Here is a 19,988-nt window from a genome sequence, read left to right on the forward strand (position 1 = left end):
CCGGTATGATAATAAAATGATCTCAGTTAAAATATAAGCAATTATTTTGCTTATATTTTAACTATTTAGATGGGATCAATTGCATGTCTATTTCACAAATTCCTCAGGCCCTTACTTATGATGATGTCTTAATAAAGCCAGGCTACTCAGAAGTTTTGCCAGGAGATGTTTCACTAAAAACAAAGTTTTCACGTAATATTTCTTTAAATATTCCAATCGTTTCAGCTGCTATGGATACAGTAACTGAATCCAAGACAGCAATAGTTATGGCCCAACAAGGTGGCATTGGTGTTATTCATAAGAATATGACACCAGAGGATCAGGCCTGGGAAGTTGAGAAGGTAAAGAAGTTTGAATCAGGAGTCGTACTCAACCCAATTACAGTAAGGCCAGAAATGCAATTAGAAGAGGTAATTAGGCTTACTAGTAAGAATAAGATCACTGGCGTTTTAGTTGTTGATTCAGATAATTATCTTGTCGGTATTCTTACAAGTCGTGATATTCGTTTTGAACAAAACTTAAATCAGAAAGTAAAAGATATCATGACGCCAAAAGAGAAGTTAGTTTCTGCTCTTGAGGGAATTGAATTAGATGAGGCCCAAAAAATTCTTCATAAGAACAGAATTGAGAAGCTTCCAATTGTTTGTAAGAACGGAAAGCTTAAGGGTCTAATTACCATCAAAGATATTCTAAAGCGTATTAACTTTCCAAATTCAAATAAAGATGCTCTTGGACGCCTTAGAGTTGCTGCTGCTATAGGAGTTGGGGACAAGGAAGTTACGCGAGCTAAACACCTTATTGCAGCAGGTGTCGATTGTATTATTATTGATACAGCTCACGGCCATTCTAAAGGAGTCATCGGAATGGTGAAAACTGTTCGTGGCCTAATTCCTAAAGATCAAAGCGTTGATATAATCGCTGGAAATATTGCAACTCCTGAAGCTTGCTTAGCACTTATTGATGCTGGAGTTGATGGTGTAAAAGTTGGTATTGGGCCTGGCTCAATTTGTACAACTCGTGTTGTTGCAGGGATTGGGGTTCCTCAACTTTCTGCCGTTATGGATTGTGCAGATGTTTGCTCCAAAGCGGGAATTCCATTCATTGCAGATGGCGGAATAAAGTACTCTGGAGATATTGTTAAGGCGCTAGCGGCCGGTGCAAGTTGTGTCATGCTAGGTTCAATGTTTGCTGGTTGTGATGAAACACCAGGTGAAATGGTTCTTTATCAGGGGCGTACTTATAAGGTTTACCGTGGAATGGGCTCTCTTGGGGCAATGAAGCTTGGTTCAAAAGATCGTTATGGCCAAGGTGATGTCGATGATCAAAAACTTGTTCCAGAAGGAATTGAAGGGCAAGTGCCTTATAGAGGAAGTCTTGCTTCAAATATCTATCAACTAAATGGTGGGATTAGAAGTGGTATGGGGTATGTCGGAGCTTCAACAATTGTTGAAATGCAAGAGAAGGCACAGTTTGTAAAAATTACGGCAGCATCTCTTAAAGAAAGTCACCCTCATGACATTATGATTACGAAAGAAGCACCAAATTATCAAATCGAAAAATAGGAATTAAATATATGAGTGCAAGACAAATTTGGATCGTGGACTTTGGTTCACAGTACACACAATTAATTACAAGAAAATCACGTGAGCTAGGTTATTCAAGTGAGATTATCACTGTAAAAAAGGCCCGTGAATTATTTAAAGAGGGAAAGAAGCCGAATGCTCTTGTTCTTTCTGGTGGCCCACAATCAGTTTTTGAAGATGAAACAAATTATGACTTTGTCTTTGAGAATGAAGACCTGCCAATTCTCGGTGTATGCTACGGAATGCAACTTATGGGCAAGTACTTCGGTGGTGTTGTTGAGAAGGGAACTATTGGAGAATATGGACACGCTAAGATTCACCTTTTAAATGGCTTTAAGATGGACGGCGTCCCAGAAGAAGTTAATGTCTGGATGTCTCACTCAGATCATATTTCAAAACTTCCAAATGACTTTTCACTCGTCATGGAATCTGCAAATGGACTTGTCTCTGCAATTGAACACAATACGCGTCCAATGATGGGACTGCAATTTCACCCAGAAGTTGAACATAGTGAACATGGAAAAGATATTCTTAATCACTTCTTTAAAGATATCGCCAAGCTTGAAAAAGATTGGGATGCAACAGAAATGCTTGAAGAAGCAAAAGAGCTTGTTCGTGGAATTGAGAAATCAAAAGTTCTTTGTGCATTTTCTGGTGGAGTAGATTCTCTCGTAGCTGCTCAGCTCTCACATGAAGTAATCGGTGATAATCTATATTGCTTCTTTGTTGATCATGGACTTCTTCGTCCACAAGATTATCAGCATATTGAAACATTAAAAGAGAAGACTCAATTAAATATCGAAGTAATTGATGTAAAAGCAGAGTTCATGGCAAACCTCAAAGGGAAGTCTGATCCTGAGGATAAGCGTAAGGCCATAGGTAAAACCTTTATTGATATTTTTGAAATGAAGGTGAAAGAATATCAAGAAAACCATGGAATTAACTTTGAGTACTTACTTCAGGGAACTTTGTATCCAGACGTTATTGAATCAATCTCTCCCCATGAAGAAGATGGGAAATCTGTAACGATTAAGTCTCACCACAATGTTGGTGGTCTTCCTGAGAGAATGAATTTAAAACTTCTTGAACCACTTCGCTACCTCTTTAAAGATGAAGTTAGAAAGATGGGTGAGGAGCTAGGACTTGAGCATGGCTGGGTTCATCGTCATCCATTCCCTGGACCGGGAATTGGTATTCGCGTTCTAGGTGAACTTACAGAAACTCGCATCGCTCAGGTTCAGCAAAGTGATCAAATCCTTTTTGAAGAATTACATAAGAATAGTCTCTACGAATCAACTTGGCAGGCACTAACTGTTTTACTTCCAGTAAAAACAGTTGGAGTAAAAGGTGATGGCCGTGCATATGAAGAAGTTATTTGTCTTCGTATGGTTAACTCAAGTGATGGGATGACTGCGACGTGGACTGATATGCCACACGCTTTCTTATCTCGTGTTTCAAATCGCATCACTAACGAAGTTAAGGGCATCACTCGTGTGGTTTATGACATTACGTCGAAACCTCCTGGTACTATTGAATGGGAGTAGATGCGTCATTGTTTGCCTGACGGCAAACTATTGGACGCATCTACAGCGCCCCATGCTTGAATTTCAATACTTATTCAACAGGCCGACGTTTATGTCGGCCTTGTTGCCTCAGGAGCAATGGGAAAGTTGTCGCATTTGACCGAAAGCCGCACCTACGGTTTGCTTTCTTGAATCACATCCATCTCTGCATCAAAACTACCCTTTAGGGTACTTTTGCCACAGGATGTGCCTCAGGCGCAATGGGAAAACTAACGAATTATAGTACCACCCAACTAGCGAAAATTAATCACGAAGTGATTAATTAAGCGGTAGCCTTACTTAGTACAAACCAGTTTATAAACAGTTGCGCCATCGACGCTTACTAGTTCAAATCGCCCGTTTTGATCAAATGTTGCAGTTGAAACGATCCCTTGAGTATAGTCCGGACCAAATGTGATTTTAGCGACAAATTGCTCTTCGTCGTACTTTGTGAAAACGAAGTATGCTTCATCGATATCTGCGTGAATTTTTGCATCTGTATAATCAAATGCTCGTTCAAGTTTGATTTCTTTAAGTTGAGATTGGCCTCTGTCATCTAAATATCTCTTAGAAGCAGTACAGTCCATAGATAAGGCCGAAGACGCTAGAAGTAGTGTTAATGTAATTTTTGCGATCTTTGTCATTTGAACTCCTTATCCTGATTTATGAGATATGAAATTCTAGTGAAAAAGAAACATCAAAGCAAAAGATGAAGCATAATAGTTAGAAAGTGTTAGATTTGATTACGCTACCAGCCAAATAACACGGTTTCATCCTCGTCACCACTTGCGCTGTTATTATTAGGCTGATACCAAGCCTGAAACTTATCAGGGGACTCGAATACTGTACCTGAGGCAATATTAGAGCTTAGATAGGCTCGATAAGGGACGTTGTCCTCGTTGGTGGTGCGCGTCAATGTTATTGTTGATGTTGAACCATCGCTTCCATCTATTACTGTGATAATAGCTGGAGAGAGGGAAGTAAAGGCAACATAGTCTGCATTAGTATTAATTCCAAATGAGTTCTTCATTAGCGCTGTTGGTACAAATGGTGCTGCACAGTATCCGTTTGAGTCAGCTGTTGAGTTTCCAATCATTGGAATAGATACGTCTGAAATAATACGTGTTGCTTGTGTGTCATAAAGATTTTTATTTCCACTTACTTTGTGTGCATATGTTGTACCTGCCGTAAGAGTTGTAGCTTGAGTTGTGGACTCTGAATTGTATATCGTTACACTATTGCTGCTGGCCGCAGTTGTGATATTTCCTGTTGTGGAAGGGAAGCCAATTATGTCTGTTGCAGTTGGTAGGAGCGGTTTGGGATCCACATGATCACTACCTGTTCCTGCCATCATGTAGGCCAGAATATATCCTGTTGAGTTAAGCTCGTAAGAAGCATATGTTGAAACAGTTAGGGTTGTAGAAGTCCCTGCAACTAAACTAGCAGAAGTAACAACTGTTCCATTTCTTGTGATTTCAATATCAGAGTCAGTGTAGGCGTATACTGAAATATTGCTGACACTTTGTCTTGTGTGATTAAAGAGAAAGCTTTTTCCTACCCAGCTTGTAGGGCTCCAAACGATATTAGCATTCTTACTTGCTGAAGTGCTATTACTGTCACTTCTTCTTCCTGCAACAAAGAATTTTCCTGTTGCCTCAATAGTGTCGAATTGAGCACATGTAAAACTATGAGTATCTGTCTTATTGAAAGTTCCAGCTATTGGTACTCCATTGTGTTCAAATGAATTTCCATCTTCAAGTGAAACTAGTCGACAAGAAGTGGCCCCTCCTACGTTAACGGCCAAATAGTTGGATTGAAAAATTGGAATATCCGGAAGCGTTTGTGAAATTAGAATATTCGAAGATTCAGAATTGTAGGCGCCATTTGTTGCATAGACGCGGTAGCTATACTCAGTATCTGGTGTTAGTCCTGTGTGTGTAAAATCAGTCAGGGTATGTGAAGCCGTGATTGTTTGCCAATTCCCAACTCCTTCTTTGTAATCAATTTGATACCCTGTAATTGCTGGGCCATTAGGATCTGGAGTTGTCCAAGCAATCTTAATTGAGTCTGTTGTTCTCTCTACTAGAGAGAGGTTATTAATCTTATTTGGCGGTGCTAGAACGTACCATGAATTAGATGAAGTAATTGTTTCATTTCCTGCAGCATCAATTGTTTTTAGGATGAGGTAGTACTGTTCGCCCTCTGTTAATGTGACACCAGTGTACTGGTATGAAGCTGACATAAAGGGAGTATAATTTGCTCCAGGTAATATATCTGCTTCTGCCGGAGATGTTGAAATTGCCACTTCATAACCTGCAATAGAGCTTCCAGTTCCGTCAGCACTTGCTAATGTAAATGAATCTGAGGCGCTTGTTGTTGCATCCGAATTTAAGCTTATTGTAGGGGCCGTTGGAGCGATATCATCGTGAATGATGTCGTCACTAAGGCATTCTGATTCATAAAGCGTTACAGTTCTAAACTTAATATAGACATTGTTGACACTATTTAATGAAGAAAGAGTCCAAGGGTGAGATGTTGCATAGGCTTGCCAACTTCCTCCCGAAGAGCAGCTCGCATCTGTTGTAATATACATTTCGTTCGCATTTGATGCTGTTATACTTAAGGTTGTACTTGTTTGATTGGTTGCGCTTGCGCCACTATTGATTGAGAAAGTTATTGTGTGTGGAATATCATTTGTAATCTTAATTCCACTAGTATCTCCAGAAGTGATCGCCAGATTTGCATCATGGCCAGCTCCGTCCTTAATTGTTCCACCATTAAGTGCAATTGTAGACGAGAGAAGAACTCCGTCTGTTGGGTCGTTGTCTGAACTTGTGATTGTATATTCAAAGATAAGTGTGTTTGTTCCAGATCCACTCTTGTAATCGAGAAAGACGTTACCACTATCAAGTTGTAGCTCTATTCTTGGTGTCCCAGTAATCACTATATTTTCGTCAAAGGTAACCGCAAAGCTTAGAGTGTCATCAGTGATATAGTTGTTATTATTAGGAAGTGTAATAGAAGAGAAGCTTGGTGCTTGAGTGTCGACCAAGACAGAAGGAAAGTTACTAGTATTGAAAATACTTGTTAAATCATTAGCTTGATCGTCTTGAATTGTCGCACTTGAAATATCTAGAGGTGAAAGCGTGGAAATTCCATCGCTGTCGTTATCTGATGCACTTACGACATATTCAAAAATAAATTCATCTGTACCACTACCTGAGATATAGTCTGCAAATACAGAACTTGATCCAATTTCTAATTCGAGTCTAGGGGCACCTGTTATTAGTGTTGCGGCCTTATTAAAGTTAACCGAGATCGATATAGTCTCTCCCAAAGTATAGTTACCAGGGGATAAGATCGTAATCTGGTCAATAAAGAGTTCTCCCTGAGGAAGTTGTTCATTGCCAATATTTACTTTTTTTAGGGCCTCTTCGTCTGCTCCAGCAGAACATGACGTTAATGTTACTAAGAGGAAAGCGACGGAAGTTATTAATATTACAAACTGTTTTATTTTGAACATATTTGCATTATCGGATTATCATAATAAATATTTATAAATAAAATAACTGACTAAAATTAGCATCTTTAGGAAGTAATGCTAACACTTTGTAAGTATTAAATATTGTTACTGAATTAACTTTAAAATATCTTTGCTAAAAGCATTAGACATCAGTGCCGAGAATAAGAAGATGAAGAATGTTGCCATGACTTGTTTGATAAATTTCTTTTCCATGGAGAAATCTTACTGGATTTTAATAATTGAAAATACTTTTTTGAAAATTGCCTAGGCAGTGTTCAGTTCTTTACTGGACTATTGTGCAAAAAGGTTAAGCTGATCAAGACGTGACTCATGCTTAGAGAAGATTGTTTCAACTGAATGCTCATGAACTTCGCGTTTCTCAAAACCATTGTCATAAGTTTGAATAACAAAGAAAGACATACGAGGAAACTTCGCTTTAAGCTCTTTCATCGCATCTGTAATCAGATCAATATTTCCTGCATCATCATCGCTCATACCAAAACGGTGATAATCAGAGTAGCCATATTTTTGGATGGCAAGCTCAACAGACTCGATTATTGCCTTATACTTAAGCTCTGGGACATTATAGTCTTCATCGCGTCCGCCAAGGCGTACACGTGTCTCAGGGTTTGAAACGGCATAAACAGTGTGGAAGTTTGGCATATTAGGCAGGTGACCTTCGTTATAAATAACTTCAATTCCTTGCTTAATAGTGTCTTCTCTGTGACCACGAGCTGTAATGATTGATACAGGTCTTTGATTATAAGTTGCATGGAAGAAGTGATTCCAGCTTGGAGCTTTCCAAGTCGAATCACTTCTTTCAAGTGCATCCTGGATATCTGTGATAAGTGATTGCTTTCTTCCGGTTAGTCGTTGAGTAAGCGAAAGATCTGAATCGCGGAAATTTCTGAAAGTTCCCGTCTCATCATCGAAATCCATGTGATAATTTGCGTATGGCCCTTCTTTTCCAATGATCTTGTTATGAGCAGCAAATTCGTGAGAAGAAAGAAGTTTTTCTTCACCTGTCTCATTGTGAAAGATGATAATTGGAGTTGAAAGGAAAACGACATTGTCGTCAAAGTCGAAGAAATAGAAAGACTTTCCACCTAGGTGGAAGTTGCGATCATTTTCGCGAGGAAGCTCAAAGTTAAACTCAAGCTGCTCCTTATTCTTTGGCGTTTTTTTCTTACGAGTAAAAACCATGTTGTCTCTCTATAAACTTTTATGCCGTATATTCGCAGAAGTCATGGTCGCGTTCAAGAAAAGAACTTAGTATCTGCAATATTTACAGATACTAAGTTATTGAAACTTAATAGCATTTACTATCGTTTAGTAAAGTAATCGTCGCGGAGGTCATCATTTTAAGATCGCTGCTATCAAATACCAGTGAGCTATTTGATAGCGCCGAGAGACTTTGCTCAATTCCCGTACATATCATCCAATCTTCAGAGGCAAAGCTAATTGCACTTAAAAGATCATTCGTATAGTTTGAAATAATATAACTATTTTCTTTAGTTAGTTTAAAATTAGTCATTCTAATTTTAAAGAAGAAGTCGCGTAAAAGGATAAGTGTTAGGCGATTTAATAAAGCGTAGTTCGGATTGTTCTTAATTTGAGCAAAAGATAATTGGTCCACCATTGGGATTATCTCTCTAAGAAGTTTATAATCTGCTCTTAGGTTCTTTAATCGATTTAGATCATTAGATTTTGCATATAGCTCTTTTGATAACTTCAGATTTAAAGTAATGAGTGGCGCAAGATCGATAGTGTTATAGCTATCAAGAGCAGTATTTGCTCGTATAAAGTATGAAAGTTCTTCTTTAATTGAGCGTGAATTAAATGAGCGCAGCTGAGTGTTTTCCACGATGTCAAATGACTGCTTGGCCCATTTCATTTTGAAGTCTCCAAAACTTAAAATATCTTGTTTTACCAATACCTTTGTTGAGTAGACATAATTATCATCATTGATACCCTGGGCCCTAAGAAGCTCATGAAGAACCATGATATTAGCGAGACGTGAGTTCTTAAAAATATTATTCCAGTGAAGCTCTGGAATGTCCTCTCCAACATAGAGTATGATTTTTCCAGGCTCTCCAATAGCACTAACTGGGTTTCCAAGGTTATCAATTAAGATTTCCTTCGATGTGCTAATTGTTTTGATATTTAAATGGGGCTTCAGAAACAGAGGTGATATGAGTACGTTACTTATCGACTTAAAACCTTCTTTATAATATTCCAAAATGCCATTACCTGTACTGATAAAACGAAGTCTAACAGTATCGCCACCATTACCGACTCCTGATCCACCTTCTCGTAGAAGTGGACGTTCTCCTGCATGTGTAGAAAGAGTTAAAAAAGATAGTGCTAAAATTAAAAGTACTTTCATTGGTCAACCTTATTTGAAATAGCAAAAAAGTTAATTGCTAAGTGATATAATTGATTTCCTTCAAAGTCCTTTTCGATAAATTTTTGAGAAAACTCTTCTCTGAATTTTCTTAACTCTTCCTTGGCCTTTGGAAGGTTTTCAGCGCGAATTCCAAATGTAAAGCCAGCGAATTCTCTGTCTTGTACATCTTGTTTTTCAACGGCTTCTTTTGCAAGATCAGCGATATTCTTGTGGTACTCTTGCTTAGCAAGATTTGGGATATCATTTGCTGTAAAGACTGTCCCATGGGCCTTGCGGTAGCTCCCATCAATAAGAGTGAGCATTTCAAGCTTTGTTAATAACTCGACACTCTTTCTTATCTCTGTAAGAGGGTAGTTATGAATTAATAATTTTTGAATTTTAATTGGTGTAAGCTTAGTATCTATCAAGCAAAATAATTCAAGGATAAAGAAGTTAAGAGGGTTACGAATTAACTCGTAACTATCAACTTCATAAACTTCAAGAGTTTCATTATTTCTTTGAATCGATTTTAAATAGAAAATCTTTTCTTCTTCAGACTTCGCGGCTTGAAGTTTAACAAGTTTTTCAAAGTAGTCAGCTTCTTCTTGTGTAAGTTTTAAGTCCTTCGCAAGAGTCATAATATACTTACTTGGAAGGTTACGCTTTCCATTTAGAACTTGGTGAAGCTGAGAATGAGAAGTTATTCCTAGCTTTTGGGCCCATGATCTAATTGAGAAATTGGGATTTAGTTCTTTCTTCTTAAGCCACGTATCTCTTAGATAAAGAGAAGCATTCACGTAGTTGTAAATATCTACGGAATGCCTTTCTGATAAATATGGGGAAGTTGTTTGAATATCCAATCTATTTTACTTTTAAATCAAGTCCGTAATCTAAATTCCAAGAACAAGTGTAATTATTTGTCCCTTTTGTTTTTTGCGTCATATTCTCAGGGATTGAAATATTCACTTTGCCTTTTTGATATGTAAGAGTTCCGATGTTTAGGTTTTGTAAATAGTCTTTCTTGTTACGATATAAATCGTATCCTCCGAAACCGTCTTCTTCACCGATGAAACTCATTGCAAAACCTGCACATTTCTTTCTGTCTTGTGACTTTATTAAAACAGTGATTCTGCCTGTACTTGATTTTGTAATCTGAACGTCTAATTTAATATTTAGAGTCTTACTTTTTGCATAGTAGTCTTCGTAATCAAAACAAAGAAACTTGCTACAATCAACCTCAAAATAACCAGTGTAAGTTAAAGAGATCTTTTTCTTTCCACTATATTCGCCTTCAATAGATTTCTTTCCAAGTGCCTGACTACTTAAAGAGAGTGTTAGTAGGATTATTGCTGCAATTAATTTTTTCATTCTTTATCCTTATAATATTATTTCTTTAGGTTTACGTTAAGACCGTGCTTGAGGTCCCATACACATTTATGTCCATGGCGACCTTTCGTTAGTAGTGTTAAACTTTCTGATACTGCGATATCCAATTCATTTGCTGCGTAAGTAGCTGTTCCAAATATTTCATTATTCAGGTATGACTCTTTATTTTTGAAAAGATCATAACCTCCAAATCCATCTGGTTCACCAATTAGCTTTACTGAAAATCCAGCACATTTCTTCTTGTCTTTAGATGTAATCATGAGAGTGATTCTTTCTGAACTTGTCTGAACAACTTTTGCTTCTAGTTTTACTTTGAAAATATTTTCGCGAGTGTAGCTGTTGTCAAAACATACACCTTGTTTCCATCCTTGAACGAGAAAGAATGTTCCAATAATTCCCAGTGGTCCAAGTGACCAAGCTGCAGCAGCGGCACCAACAGATAGAGCGTTGAAACCAAGCTTTCCGTCAAAAGAACACTTGTTAAGTATTTTTACTCCATCGTAGTTTAAAGAAATGCTTTCTTTCCCTTTATACACTCCAGCAATGCCATTATCTTTTTTTCCAAATAGTGCGTATGTATTTGAACTAAGTAGTGCCACTAGTGACAACATTGAAATTAGCTTTTTCATAAATTGCTCCAACTTCTTCTTCGATTTAAATATTAATATCCACAACTTCCGTTTCTCATAATTCTATATGCGCTTAAAACATTCTTTCTCTTAGTCACGACATCGTTTATGATAAGAACAAAAGTTAAGCTCTTTTTTGCACACTCATAGCTTCTAGAAAATGTACTTTCTTCGATCAATTCGATGGCCAGACTTGCAACACGATTTAAAACTGCAATTTCTGTTTCATCATTCTTTGATCTTTCACCTTCTGTTAAACCTCTTGAAAGGATGTCTTGAACATATTCTCTATGGTTTCCATAGCACCAAAGACATAGTTTTCGTGAGAGTCTATCGTGAAACTTGTTCAGGTCACCAATCGCGTCTCTTAAATGTCTTCTTAGAAAGAGAACTTTGCGCTCTGGTGAATCGTAAATTTCTGTCCCCTCAATTGCACTTGCAAGAGTTGTGTAGAAGTAGAAGAAGTTCTTTTTTGGAGTGCTATCTAGAACAAAGTGTGAAGCATCTAAAAGGATTTCTAATTCCTCTTCGTATGTCACGCTTTCAAAACCTGATACAATTGCGTTCTCTAAAATAAAACTCGTGTCTTTACACCACTTGCTAACTTCAGCGTTTGCCGAAAGTGCTAAAAATGTACAAATAAAAACTAATAACTTTCTCATCGAATCCTCCCAGATCGTTTCCAATGGGGGAGTTCTATCGACTTAAAAATAAAAGTTGAACGCATTTGTACACAAACTGTATCAAAAATGTAAACAGCTAGATGGTGTGTCAGTAAAATCTATGTAGTCTGGGCTACCAATTGGTCCCTTTCATATTGTGAATCACTTCAAAGACAGTGGTTCTTTCAATGATTCCAATAACTTTACCATTTTCAACTACGGGGAAGGCATGGAAGGGGTAATGGAGAAAGAGCTCCACTATAAAGGTCAGTGTGGATTTTGCCGGGATCGTCACAACATTTTCGCTCATATAGTGCTCAACGAGAGAAGTGGGGTGGTTGTAGTACTTGGCATCGAGGCTATATTTGAGGCAGTCTTTTTGTGAAAGAAAGCCCACGATATTTTCATAATCATTTACCACGGGAAGTCCCGTTATATTGTGCTTAATAAAGTATTCTCCAGCTTCCTGCATATCCATATCCGTATGGAGGGGGATGAACTCCTTGATAACTCGATTGATAATATTGTAGCTGGAAGTGAATAATTCTTCTTTTTCTTTTTGTCTTGGGGCCTTATCTCTTTCGATAGGCGGAGTGTAGTTAACCATTACTTATCCCTTTTTCGTTTGAACATATGACAAATTGTATTGTTAAAACTTGAAAAGATTTTGATTAAATGTAGAGAAATCATCATAATAGCTCGTAATGGAATTTATTCATGAATATGGCATTGTAGGACTCTTTTTTATAAGCTTTGCTGCCGCAACTATTCTTCCTTTTAGTTCAGAAGCATTTCTCTTTGGTGCTGTAAAGGCGGGGCTATCGAAGGCCGATATCTTTTGGTCTGCTAGTCTTGGAAACTTTTTGGGAGGGGTTAGTTGCTTCTACCTCGGTCACTTGGGAAAGCTAAGCTGGTGTGAAAAATATCTAAAGATTAGTAAAGGTCAAATCAATCGCTGGCAGAACTTAATTCAAAGCTATGGGCCAGGACTAGCGGTTTTGACATGGCTTCCCATTATTGGGGACCCTTTGGCCGTCGCGCTGGGTTATTTTCGTTGTCATCCCAAATTTGTTTTTCTCACAATGTATATCGGCAAGGCAATGCGTTATGTCTTTGTAATCTGGTTAGCAAATAAGCTCTAAGAATATGACAAAAGACCTTTAAAATGGGATAATTAAATAGCACGACACACTGATTAATTAAGACATTTTGAGGAATTCATGGAACAAGATAGTAACGTCGAAACGAATGATACTACTGAAGCAGAAGTACAAAGGCCACTTAAAGAAACGCACCCAGATAGCTTTGTCCATCTACACTTACATACGCAATACTCTCTCCTTGATGGAGCAATTAGATTAAAGGATCTTATTCCTGAAGCACAAAAGCTTGGGGTTCCGGCAATTGCTCAAACTGATCATGGGAATATGTTTGGTGCCATTGACTTCTACACTCGATGTAAAGACGCTGGGATTAAACCAATCCTTGGTTCTGAAATTTACTTTACACCTGGTTCTCGTTTTGATCGTCGTGCGGCCAGAAAGTCTGCAAATATAAGCTCGCAAGATGCTGAAGAATCTTCAAGACAAATTCACCATTTAATTCTTCTTGCAAAAAATAATACTGGTTACCAAAACTTATGTAAGTTACTTTCAAAAGCTTATCTTGAGGGGTTCTATTATAAGCCTCGTGCCGATGTTGAACTACTTCGTGAATACTCGGAAGGTTTAATTTGTACGACAGCTTGTCTAAAGGGAGAGGTTGGCTACAACTTTTTTACCGGCCAAGATGATAAGGCCATTCGTGCGATTGAAAAGTTAAGCGATATCTTTGGCCCTGATGACTTCTATCTTGAGATTCAAGAAAATGGAATTCCGGAACAAAAAATTGTAAATGAGAAAGTTATTGAGTTTGCACGCAAGAATAATATTAAACTTGTGGCAACTAATGATTCACACTATATGACTCCTGAAGATGCGACTGCTCAGGAAGTTCTTCTTTGTATTCAAACAGGAAAGACTTACGCAGATGAAAATCGTATGCGTATGACGTCGCAAGAATTCTATTATAAGTCCCCAGAAGAAATGAGAGCTGCCTTCCACTATGCGCCAGATGCATGTGATAACACTCTTGAGATTGCAGATAAGTGTAATGTAGAACTTTCTTGGACTGATGAGAAAGGGAATCAAATTTATCACCTTCCAGATTATGAAATCGATACAGATGAATCACTTGATGATTACTTTGTTCGCGTAACAAAGGAAGGACTGCAGGCTCGTTTTGATGGGCCACAATTTAGAAATATTGTTAATCAACCTGATTGGGAAGAACAAAAGCCAAAGTACTATGAGCGTCTTCAATATGAAATGGATCTCATTATGCAAATGGGATTCGTTGGTTACTTCCTGATCGTTGCGGACTTCATTCAGTGGTCAAAAGATAATGGAATTCCTGTTGGTCCTGGACGTGGTTCCGGAGCAGGTTCTCTGGTTGCCTATGCACTAACTATTACAAATATTAACCCACTTCCATATAATCTACTCTTTGAGCGTTTCATTAACCCTGAGCGTATCTCAATGCCTGACTTTGACGTCGATTTCTGTCAAGCAGGACGACAGCGAGTTATTGAATATGTAACGCAAAAATACGGGGAAGATAAAGTAGGGCAGATCATTACCTTTGGTAAGCTGCAAGCAAAGGCCGTTGTAAAAGACGTTGCTCGTGTTTACGACTTAACATTTGCTGAAGCAAATATGATTTCAAAACTTATCCCAGATGAAATTGGAATCACACTTGATAAAGCAATTGAAATGGAGCCGAAGCTTCAGGAGTTAATTGAAACAGATCCTAAGATTCGTCAAATCTTTACTATTTCAAAAAGACTTGAGGGTCTTTATCGTCACGCTGGTATTCACGCGGCTGGAGTTATCATTACCTCTGAGCCACTTGTAAATTACTGTCCACTTTTTAAAGGTGCAAAGGGAGAAAAGGTTGTTCAATTTGATAAGGACTTTTCAGAACTTATTGGTCTTGTAAAATTTGACTTCCTTGGGCTAAAGACTCTAACTGTAATTGATTACGCTTCTGATTTTATTAAGCGTGACTATATGCCAGACTTTGATATTGAGGCCATTGATTACGAGGATGAGAAAGTTTATGACTTAATTTCTGAAGGGGATACAATTGGTGTCTTCCAGCTGGAATCTTCAGGGATGCAGGATTTATGTCGTCGTATTTCACCGGATACTCTAGATGATATTACGGCCATCAACGCCCTTTATCGTCCAGGTCCAATGGGATCGGGAATGCATGATGAGTTCGTTGAAATCAAGCACGGGCGCAAGGAAGAAACTTATCCATTTGAAGATCTAAAGCCTATTCTAAACGATACTTACGGGATCATTATTTACCAAGAGCAGGTAATGAATATCGCTCGTAAGGTTGCAGGATACTCTCTTGGACAAGCGGATATGCTTCGTAAGGCAATGGGGAAAAAGAAGCTTAAGGAGATGGAGCGCCATAAGCAAATCTTCTTAGATGGTGCAAAAGAGAGAGACTACGATCTTAAGATTGCAGAAACTCTCTATGATCAGATGGCGAAATTTGCGGAATATGGTTTCAACAAATCTCACGCCGTTGCTTATTCATATATTGCATATCAAACAGCTTTCTTAAAAACTTATTACCCTCCAGAGTTTTATGCAGGTCTATTAAGTACGGAACTTTCTAATACAGATAAGATCACGACAATTATTAACGATGCAAGAAATCACGATATTGAAGTTCTTGCTCCATGTGTGAATGAATCTCTTTGGTTATTTAACGTTGTTGATGGCAACCTTCGTTTTGGTATGGGTGCTATTAAAGGTGTTGGAGAAGGTGCGGTTGAAGAGATTGTTCGTGAGCGAACAGAAAATGGGCCATTTGTTGGCTTCATTGATTTCTGTGAGCGAGTAAACCTTAGACAAGTTAATAAGAGAACAGTTGAAGCATTAATTCGCGTAGGTGGATTCGATGGTTGTGAAAAAGAATTAAACCGTCGCACTATGCTTGAAAATATGGAAATGGTTGTTGCTTACGCAAGTAAGCGCCAAAAAGAAAAAGAGATGGGGCAGACTAACCTCTTTGATATGGCCGAAGGGTCTGAGGATACGGGAGCAAACCAACTCGATATTGAATACACGGCCGATTGGGACGATAGAGAAAAGCTTCTTTACGAAGCTGAATTAATCGGAGTTTATGTTTCAGGTCACCCTCTTGATCGTTACCAGGGAGTCATTGAGCAGATGGCCTCAATGCCTATTGGGCAAATTCAAGATATTGATGGTACATCAAAAAGAGATATGGTTCTTGCTGGGATGATCGTTGAAAGAAAGCCGATTATGACAAAGAAAGGGGATCGCATGTGTTTTGCTACCCTAGAAGACTTGTCAGGTAAGATTGAGTGTATTGTTTTTCCAAAAACTTTTGTTCAATATGAAGAGATTCTATTAAGTGATGATCCAATCATTATGACTGGACAGGTAAATTTGGCCGAGGAACCGCGAAAATTCTTCCCGTCAAAGATTCAAAAGCTTAAAGAGCAGGCCGAGGAAAGAGTGTCATCTGTTCGTCTTAATGTTCCTATGACTTCTTTAAATGAAGGCCGTCTAAACCGTCTTAAGCAGACGATTTTAGGTCATAGGGGAACTGTTCCACTTCATATTATTTTTGAACATGATTCGGGGAGAGCGAGAATGCCACTAGGAAGTGACTATCTAGTAAACCCAACGCCACAAATGGCAGCAAAAATTAATGAAATTTTTGATGCAGACGCGGTGAAGTTTATTATTGATGGAAAAATCAGCGATGTAGGGTAAAATACTTTAAGATATATTTAAATCTAGGGATGGATAATGAAGAAACTAATATTATTGCTATTTTTAGCAACAAATACTCTTGCAGCATCTGTAAGTGCAAGAGGTCAGTTCACATCAAAAACAGGTGACTCTTTATCTTTTATTAAAGAGCAACTTTACGCCAACGCTGTTAGAAATGTTCTCGATTCAGAACTTGAAAAACTAGGTCTAGACGCTAAGACATTCTGGCAGAATTACGAAACGCAATTTGAAGAATACTTTGCTCCAATTAAAGAAACATATGATCGCCAAACAGGCGCAGTGGATGATGAAGGAAATCCTGTCTCTCTAACTGGTAGTGCCCTTGAAAGGTATGAAAGAGGCCTAAGAAATAAGAGATTAAATGCTCGTGCTTCATTTGGTGGGTTTAACTCAATCATCTCTTCTTATACCGTTAAGAAAATGTCTAAGTCATTATCCCGTGCTGATACTCACTACTACAATATTGATGCAAAGGTTGATCGCAAACTTGTTTCTGAGATTTATTACCGCTATATCGGGCAAGGAAAGACAAGAAGTTTTACTAAATTATACTTAAATATCAATTATAAGCTTAAAGACCTTACTTGGGAAGAAGTGGGAGTAAGCTCTCAGTCCAAATTTACAGATGTTGTTGAAGATCACTGGATTAAAGAACTAACTGGAAATGTAGGTGGTGTTTTTCTTGAAGGAATTGAGATTGTTAACCCTTCGACAAGACAAGAAATATTTGAGCATTTAAAGAAGCCTCTTTCTGCTTTACGCTCAAGTGAAGGTGAAATTTTAGGGACTCGTCAAGAAGAGTTAAGAAATTCACTTATGCTAACTCTTGATATTGTTCTTGAGAAAGAGTTTAAGGATGAAAAGCAAAAGCAAATCAATATTCAAACTTATGGAGGAATTGTTTTAACGGATCTTCGTGATGGAACAATTGTAAACTTCAAAGATTTTGATGCCAAAGGACAACAGTATTCAACAGTCGATCCACATAAGCAAAGTTCAGATATTGCGAGTTTTGTTTATCAACTACCAATATCAGAAATGAAGGGCCTAAAGAGGACTATCAAGGAGAAGGTCTCTGTAAAGAATTCTTTTGATATCGTTTTAAGAAATACTCATAATATTAATGAAGCCTTTGACTTTGCAGGTATGCTTAAAGAAGAAGGTGTTGTTTACTTCTTTGACCCACAAATTACTTCGACTCTTCAAAATGTCGTAAGTATTAGTATCACATTCTCTGGTGATAAGGATAAGGCCATGGATGTTTTGAAAAAGTTTTCAAATACAAAACTGTCAGAACAGGCTTTAATTAAAAGAGACGAGAATCTACCATTTGTCTTCAATATTATTCATGTTGATGAGAATGGAAAAGTTATTAAAGAAAATAAAGAAGCCACGAAGGCCAAGAATTTATGATTAAGTATTTATTGCCAATTTTACTGATTATTACAACATCGTGTTCTCTTCTAGCTCCTACGCAAAGAAGAGACTATCACGGAAGAAAAGAAAGAACGACCCAACGTCAACACTTTACAGGTGTTAAGAAGAAAGTTGCACTATTAACTTTCTTTAATGAATCTCCGTTTGGAGGGCAAGACCTAGGTGTTGTAGCGACAGAAGAATTACGCCGTGAACTTCAAAAGACGGGACAATTTATTGTTGATCCTATGTCGGCAAGATTATTTGGTTCATCAAAGCAAGTTTATTCTCAAGGTGGATCTAAGCTTGTACAGATGACAAGAAAGGCCAAAGGCGAAGGTGTAAATTTTGTCGTTTTTGGACGTATTATTGAGGCCAGAGTTAGAGAGAAATCTGATGAGGTTGGATTTGTAAGAAGTACAAAGAGCTACAGTGAAGCTAAAGTTGAAATAAGAATTTATGATGTAAATTCAAATAAAGAAATATATACAGATACTCTTGATGGTTATGCTGATGATAATAGCTACCGCTTTTTTAAATCTGATCGAAATTCTCAATCAAAGTATCGCCAAGATCTTCTTCGTTATGTAACAAAGGTATCTGTTAGAAAATCAATCCCAAGAATTCTTGATACTGCCCAAAAACTAGAGTGGATAGGCCGTGTTGCAAAAATCATTGGAAATAATATCTATATAAATGCTGGACGTGATTCAGGGCTTAATATTGGTGACGTTTTAAAAGTTGTAACTGAAGGTGTTGATATTTATGATCCTGAAACTGGGGCACTCATCGGGGTTTCTAAAGGAGAGATTAAGGGAACAATTGAGGTTGTGGACTTTATTGGTGCCGATGCTTCAATTGGTATCTTACATTCTGGAGGCTCTGTTCACGAAGGTGACTTTGTTAAGTTGTACTAATGATTTACTCTCTTGCACGCAATTTCTTATTTAAGCTCGATGCAGAAGATGCACACGACTTAACGATTGATCTTATGGAAAAGTTTCCAGTTATCTCAGAAATTTTTCCAAGCTATCGTCGTAATAATTTAAAATTGAAAATAGGTAATAATATCTGGGCAACTCCCATCGGACTTGCTGCAGGTCTTGATAAGAACTGCCGAGGCTACCAATTTCTTTCAAACCTTGGGTTTGGTGCCGTGGAAGTTGGAACAGTTACTCCTAGAGCTCAGGCCGGAAATCCAAGGCCAAGACTCTTTCGCTATATAGAAGAGGAGTCGATACGTAACTGTATGGGTTTTAATAATGAAGGTGGAGAGTTTCTTAAGAATCAAGTTCGCTTGGCCCAACGTTCAATCCCATTGGGAGTGAATATTGGAAAGAACAAGGATACTCCTGATGAGCTTGCTTACGAAGACTACGCATCATTATATCAAGATTTTAAAGAACTAGCTGACTATATTGTCATTAATGTTTCTTCTCCTAATACTCCTGGACTTCGCTCTCATCAAACTCGTGAATCTTTAGAAAAGATTTTTTCAGCTCTTGAACGAAAAGAAGGCGAGGTCGATCTCTATTTAAAAATCTCTCCTGATATCGATGAAGATGAGATTGATAGTATTATCAAAGTGGCCAACGACTATAAACTTACTGGTATCATTGCTACTAATACGACGATTATGCAGGAACGAGGTGTTGGCGGTATATCTGGTAAGCTCTTACTTAATAAGGCCCGTGATATTCGAAAGGCCTGTCTTACTAAAATGAAAGACTATCCAAACTTAGAATTCATTGGCGTAGGTGGATTTTCATCATATGAAGATGTTATGGATTACTGGTGTGATGGTGGGAAGTTCTTACAAGTCTATTCTGCATTTGTTTTTCAAGGGCCGAAGCTTTTACAAGATCTTAATAAGGCCATCTTAAAGGATATGGAACTAAAGGGTTTTAATTGTATTGAACAATTAATCGAGCACTATCATCATATAAATTAATTATAAGTCT

16 protein-coding genes are annotated in these 19,988 nt (G+C 37.9%); 7 read left to right on the forward strand and 9 right to left on the reverse strand.

Annotation, left to right across the window (positions count from 1 at the left end; translation table 11 throughout):
* Window positions 1-83 precede the first annotated feature (83 nt).
* Both guaB and guaA read left to right on the forward strand, forming a co-directional pair.
* Window positions 84-1,562 (forward strand): IMP dehydrogenase, encoded by a 1,479-nt coding sequence (guaB, locus tag M902_RS15085; RefSeq protein WP_021268713.1) that lies wholly within the window; start codon window positions 84-86, stop codon window positions 1,560-1,562.
* Window positions 1,563-1,573: 11 nt separating this feature from the next.
* Complete coding sequence (gene guaA, locus M902_RS15090) at window positions 1,574-3,127, forward strand: glutamine-hydrolyzing GMP synthase (protein WP_021268354.1); 1,554 nt, start codon at window positions 1,574-1,576, stop codon at window positions 3,125-3,127.
* Window positions 3,128-3,441: 314 nt separating this feature from the next.
* On the opposite strand, the gene M902_RS15095 is transcribed toward guaA, so the two are convergent.
* The 9 genes from M902_RS15095 to M902_RS16255 all read right to left on the reverse strand — a co-directional run bounded on the left by M902_RS15095 (window position 3,442) and on the right by M902_RS16255 (window position 12,338).
* Entirely contained in the window at window positions 3,442-3,789 is a 348-nt protein-coding gene (locus M902_RS15095) for a hypothetical protein (RefSeq protein ID WP_021268435.1), read from the reverse strand.
* A gap of 104 nt (window positions 3,790-3,893) precedes the next feature.
* Window positions 3,894-6,668, reverse strand: coding sequence for a fibronectin type III domain-containing protein (locus M902_RS16250; protein WP_021267975.1), 2,775 nt, complete (start codon window positions 6,666-6,668; stop codon window positions 3,894-3,896).
* Between the two features lie 291 nt (window positions 6,669-6,959).
* A complete protein-coding gene (locus M902_RS16730) occupies window positions 6,960-7,871 on the reverse strand; it encodes a hypothetical protein (RefSeq protein WP_021268301.1) in 912 nt (303 codons plus the stop codon).
* A 106-nt stretch (window positions 7,872-7,977) separates the two neighbouring features.
* Window positions 7,978-9,054 carry a hypothetical protein gene (locus M902_RS15110; protein ID WP_021268167.1) on the reverse strand — a complete coding sequence of 359 codons (1,077 nt, stop codon included), beginning with the start codon at window positions 9,052-9,054 and terminating at the stop codon, window positions 7,978-7,980.
* A complete protein-coding gene (locus M902_RS15115; protein ID WP_084710561.1) occupies window positions 9,051-9,914 on the reverse strand; it encodes a TIGR02147 family protein in 864 nt (287 codons plus the stop codon). Before M902_RS15115 ends, M902_RS15110 begins: the two co-directional genes overlap by 4 nt.
* 1 nt (window position 9,915) lies before the next feature.
* Window positions 9,916-10,422: a hypothetical protein gene (locus M902_RS15120; RefSeq protein WP_021268255.1), complete on the reverse strand. Its 507-nt coding sequence runs from the start codon at window positions 10,420-10,422 to the stop codon at window positions 9,916-9,918.
* A 17-nt stretch (window positions 10,423-10,439) separates the two neighbouring features.
* The gene (locus M902_RS15125; protein WP_021268709.1) at window positions 10,440-11,069 is read right to left on the reverse strand and encodes a hypothetical protein; all 630 of its coding nucleotides are present in this window, start codon (window positions 11,067-11,069) and stop codon (window positions 10,440-10,442) included.
* A gap of 32 nt (window positions 11,070-11,101) precedes the next feature.
* A complete protein-coding gene (locus M902_RS15130; RefSeq protein ID WP_021268515.1) occupies window positions 11,102-11,731 on the reverse strand; it encodes a hypothetical protein in 630 nt (209 codons plus the stop codon).
* A 133-nt stretch (window positions 11,732-11,864) separates the two neighbouring features.
* Window positions 11,865-12,338 (reverse strand): CBS domain-containing protein, encoded by a 474-nt coding sequence (locus M902_RS16255; RefSeq protein WP_021268458.1) that lies wholly within the window; start codon window positions 12,336-12,338, stop codon window positions 11,865-11,867.
* A 97-nt stretch (window positions 12,339-12,435) separates the two neighbouring features.
* On the opposite strand from M902_RS16255, the gene M902_RS15140 reads away from it, so the two are divergent.
* The 5 genes from M902_RS15140 to M902_RS15160 all read left to right on the forward strand — a co-directional run bounded on the left by M902_RS15140 (window position 12,436) and on the right by M902_RS15160 (window position 19,978).
* Complete coding sequence (locus tag M902_RS15140; RefSeq protein ID WP_021268316.1) at window positions 12,436-12,873, forward strand: YqaA family protein; 438 nt, start codon at window positions 12,436-12,438, stop codon at window positions 12,871-12,873.
* A 78-nt stretch (window positions 12,874-12,951) separates the two neighbouring features.
* Window positions 12,952-16,590, forward strand: coding sequence for a DNA polymerase III subunit alpha (gene dnaE / locus M902_RS15145; RefSeq protein WP_021268493.1), 3,639 nt, complete (start codon window positions 12,952-12,954; stop codon window positions 16,588-16,590).
* Window positions 16,591-16,626: 36 nt separating this feature from the next.
* A complete protein-coding gene (locus M902_RS15150; protein WP_021268089.1) occupies window positions 16,627-18,024 on the forward strand; it encodes a hypothetical protein in 1,398 nt (465 codons plus the stop codon).
* Window positions 18,021-18,944 (forward strand): lipoprotein, encoded by a 924-nt coding sequence (locus M902_RS15155; protein WP_021267983.1) that lies wholly within the window; start codon window positions 18,021-18,023, stop codon window positions 18,942-18,944. Before M902_RS15150 ends, M902_RS15155 begins: the two co-directional genes overlap by 4 nt.
* A complete protein-coding gene (locus tag M902_RS15160; protein WP_021267819.1) occupies window positions 18,944-19,978 on the forward strand; it encodes a quinone-dependent dihydroorotate dehydrogenase in 1,035 nt (344 codons plus the stop codon). The genes M902_RS15155 and M902_RS15160 overlap by 1 nt, the downstream gene beginning before the upstream one ends.
* Window positions 19,979-19,988 lie beyond the last annotated feature (10 nt).

Origin of the sequence: Bacteriovorax sp. BAL6_X, from assembly GCF_000443995.1 — a bacterium.
Taxonomy (GTDB): domain Bacteria; phylum Bdellovibrionota; class Bacteriovoracia; order Bacteriovoracales; family Bacteriovoracaceae; genus Halobacteriovorax_A.